Genomic DNA, 3,720 nt, shown 5'->3' on the forward strand with positions numbered 1-3,720 from the left:
CCCATCGGCGCGGGGGTGCCCCGGGCGGACTTCGAACGGGCCCTGGAGGTCATCGTGGGGTGTGCCCCGTGGGCGCGAGGAGTGAGCCGGGTCTGCGAGCCCCGCAGTCGCGAATTGGGGTGGCGCCGTGACGGCCGTGCCGTGGCGGGGGCCGGTGCTGGTGACCGGCACCGACACCGAGGTCGGCAAGACCGTGGTGACCGCGGCGATCACGGCCGCCGCGCAGGCAGCCGGCCTACGGGTCGCGGTGATCAAACCCGGCCAGACCGGTACGGCCACCGGTGAGCCCGGCGACGTCGACTCCGTCACCCGGCTGGCCGCCCCGCTGACCGGCCGCACCCTGGCCAGCTTCCCGGACCCGCTCGCCCCGCTGGCCGCGGCCCGGGTCGCCGAGCTGGAGCCGCTGGAGCTCTACACCGCCGTCGACGCGGTCCGCGAGGAAGCCGAGAAGCACGACCTGGTGCTCGTCGAGGGGGCGGGCGGGCTGCTCGTGCCGATGGGGCTGCGCCCGTCGGGGGAGCCCTGGACCGTCGCCGACCTGGCGGTGTCGCTCGGTTGCCCGGCGGTGGTGGTGGCCCGGGCCGGGCTCGGCACGCTCAACCACACCGCGCTCACCCTGGAGGCCCTGGAACGCCGGGCGGTGCCCGCAGGTGTGGTGATCGGCTCCTGGCCGGCCGAGCCGGAGCTGGTGCACTGGGCCAACCTGACCGAGCTGGTGCCCGACCTGCTCGGCGCGCTGCCGACCGGAGCCGGTGCGATGGACCCCGGGGTGTTCCGCCGCTCGGCCCCCGGCTGGCTCACCCCGGCGCTGTACGGGGTGCTGGACGACTGGCGGGCCTGGGCCGAGGAACTCTGAGCACCTGACCTTCGTCGGTACCCGCCCTTGCGCGCACCACCAGCTGCCCCGGGTGTCAGCCGCGGCGGCCCGGGTCAGCCGCGGCGGGCCGGGTCAGCCGCGGCGCACGACGAAGGCGTCGGGCATGCGGAAGGTCAGGTTGTCGGGGCACCAGGGCGGGCGGACGACGGCCACCGCGTCCAGCAGTGGGGCCACCTCCTCGACCACCACCGCCGCCTCCATCCGGGCGAGCTGGTCGCCGACGCAGCGGTGCGCGCCCGCCCCGAAGGCCAGGTGGCGGCGCGACCCCCGCTGCCCCGGGTGGAACTCGTCGGGGGCGTCCACGACCGCCGGGTCCCGGCCGGCGCGGGCCAGCCAGAGCACCAGGCTCGTGCCCGCGGGCACCGCCGTCCCGCCCAGCGTGGTGTCGACCGCGGCCACCCGCCGCCAGGTCACGATCGGCGGCTCCAACCGCAGTCCCTCCTCGACCACGTCGGCGGGGGCGATCGTGCCGGCACGCAGCCCGGCGAGCACCTGCGGTTCACCGGTCAGCCGGTGCAGCAGCAGGGTGAGGAACTGGGAGGTGGTCTCCTGGCCGGCGACCAGCAGGAAGAACAGCGCACCGACCACCACGTCGGGCGGGTGCCCGGCGGCCCGCAGCGCGGCGGCCATTCCGCCGCCGGTCGCGGCGAAGTCCCGCAGCACCCGGTGGAACCGGCCGACCTCCACCGCGAGCGCCTCCTGCCGGTCGGCGTCCAGCGGCGCCCAGAACAGCTCCAGCGCGGCCCGGGCGAACTCCTTGACCGCGCCGACCGGGGCGTCCGGCAACTCGACCAGGCGGGCCAGCACCAGCAGCGGCAGGTCGGCGACGAGTTCGGCGTGCAGGTCGGCCGGCGCGCCGGCGTCCAGCGCGGCGGTGACGGTGGCGACGCGCTCGCGTACCAGGCCGGTCAGCCAGGGCCGCTGGGCGGCGACCCGGGTCGGGTGCAGCGCGTCGGCGACGACGGCGCGGATCCCCGGGTGGCTGGCGCCACCGTTGTTCGCCAGGGTCGGCGGGAGCCGGAACCGGTGCCCGGCCAGCACCCGCAGCGCGGCCACCGGGATCGGGGTCACCGCGTCCAGGGCGTTGTCCGGCCGGTACGTGGCCGGGTCGGTGAGCACCTGCCGGACCAGCGCGTGCCGGGTGACCACGAGGTGCGTGACGCCCACGTGGTCGGCGACGCGGGCCACGTCGGGCCACCGGGCGTCGGCGGCCTCCGCCCAGCTCCGGAACAGCACGCCGACACGCTAGCCGGCCGCCCCCGGCAGCCCGGCGCGTAGCTGCCACACCGTGGTGCGCTTCACCCGTACGCTCTCCAGCGTCTCTGGCACCGGCACGTCGTAGGCGGCCAGCTCGTCGAAGCGCTCGCGGGGGAGGAAGGCCCGACCGGGGTCGCCGACCAGCACCCGGGCGCCGGCCCGGGTGGCCCGGAGCAGGAACCGCAGCATCCGCTGCGCCATCGCCGCGCTGTAGAAGACGTCACCGGCGAGCACCACCTCGGCCCCGCCCGCGTCACCGTCGAGGATGTCGCCCAGCTCCGCGTCGACGCGTACCCCGTTGGCCTTGGCGTTGACCGCGACCGCCGCGACGGCCAGCTCGTCGACCTCGACGGCGCGGACGGCGGCGGCGCCGGCCCGCGCGGCGGCGATGGCCACCAGGCCGGAGCCGGAGGCCAGGTCGAGCACCCGGCGGCCGGCGACCAGCTCCGGATGGTCGGTGACGTAACGGGCCAGCGCCTGTCCACCGGCCCAGGCGAAGGCCCAGAACGGCGGGGGCTGCGCGCTGCGGAACTCGCCCTCGGTCAGCTCCCACAGCCCGATCGCGTCGTCCGCCTGGTGCAGCCGCACCTCGGGGACGAAGGCGACCGGGGTGAGGCTGGCGTGCAGCCGGACGAAGGCGGTGGAGAGCTCGGACACCCGCCGATTCTCTCCCGCCGCCCCACCCCGGCGTGTCGCGGGTCGGCGGTGACCGGTTCACCACTGTCGGTGAAAGGCACCCCCGCGCTTGGCGATCCGTGCCAACACGCCCGTCTACCGGCTGTCCCGGCGCGCTCCTAGCGTTGCGGGGTGGAGGCGACCGACGGGAGGGCACAACGGTGGCGACGGTGTGGCGGTACGCGGTGCGGGCCGGGGTGGTGCTGGCCTGTCTGACCGGGGTGGGTCTGGCCGCGGCCACGCCCGCGCGGGCGGCCTTCGCCACCGAGCTGAGCGGCCTGCCGGCGGAGTTCACCGCCGGCGACCAGGTGGAGACCGTTTCCGCCGTGGTGTCCCGCGACGACGGTGGTTGTGTCAAGGTCCGCTGGTCGATGGTGTTGCGGGTGCAGGGCATTCGGCTGGACCAGGTGAAGATGGACCGGGTCGAGGAGACCGGCTCCTTCCCGCTGGAGATCCGGACCGAGGGGGACGTGGCCCGGCTGACCGACCGGCAGCTCGACCCCGGCACGCTCTGCCGGGACCGGACGGTCACCGCGCGCTATCGGGTGGCCTTCGACGAGGACGTCACCCGGGGCCGGGTCACCCTCGAGGCGGAGGCGTACGACGCGAGCCTGCGGCTGCTGTCCCGGCAGACGGCCACCCGGTCGGTGGTCGGGTCGGGCGCCACGGCCACCCCGGGCGGGGCGCCGGAGCCCAGCGGGACCGCGGTGGAGCCCACGGAACCGGCGGTGGAGGAGACCGAGGAGGCCGCGCCGACCGACGAGCCGGTCGCCGAGGTGCCCCCGGCGGCCGGGGCGGGCCGGCCGGTGGCGCGGTCCGGGGGGTTCGGCATCGTGCAGGCGGCGTTCCTGCTCGGCGGGCTGCTGCTCTCGCTCGGGGTGGGTCTGCTGCTCCGGCTGCGCCACCTGACC

4 protein-coding genes are annotated in these 3,720 nt (G+C 76.5%); 2 read left to right on the plus strand and 2 right to left on the minus strand.

Annotated features, from left to right (window positions below):
- Window positions 1-154 precede the first annotated feature (154 nt).
- Window positions 155-856, plus strand: coding sequence for a dethiobiotin synthase (gene bioD, locus NCC78_RS29135; RefSeq protein WP_250798552.1), 702 nt, complete (start codon window positions 155-157; stop codon window positions 854-856).
- Between the two features lie 93 nt (window positions 857-949).
- Here the strand turns inward: bioD and NCC78_RS29140 are convergent, their stop codons facing one another.
- Window positions 950-2,113, minus strand: a complete 1,164-nt coding sequence (locus NCC78_RS29140; RefSeq protein WP_250798549.1) for a cytochrome P450 — start codon at window positions 2,111-2,113, stop codon at window positions 950-952.
- A gap of 9 nt (window positions 2,114-2,122) precedes the next feature.
- Complete coding sequence (locus NCC78_RS29145) at window positions 2,123-2,791, minus strand: class I SAM-dependent methyltransferase (RefSeq protein WP_250798550.1); 669 nt, start codon at window positions 2,789-2,791, stop codon at window positions 2,123-2,125.
- Window positions 2,792-2,970: 179 nt separating this feature from the next.
- On the opposite strand from NCC78_RS29145, the gene NCC78_RS29150 reads away from it, so the two are divergent.
- The coding region (locus NCC78_RS29150) for a hypothetical protein (RefSeq protein ID WP_250798551.1) at window positions 2,971-3,720 on the plus strand (750 nt) is incomplete at its 3' end.

This window comes from Micromonospora phytophila, from assembly GCF_023656545.1.
Taxonomy (GTDB): Bacteria; Actinomycetota; Actinomycetes; order Mycobacteriales; family Micromonosporaceae; genus Micromonospora; species Micromonospora phytophila.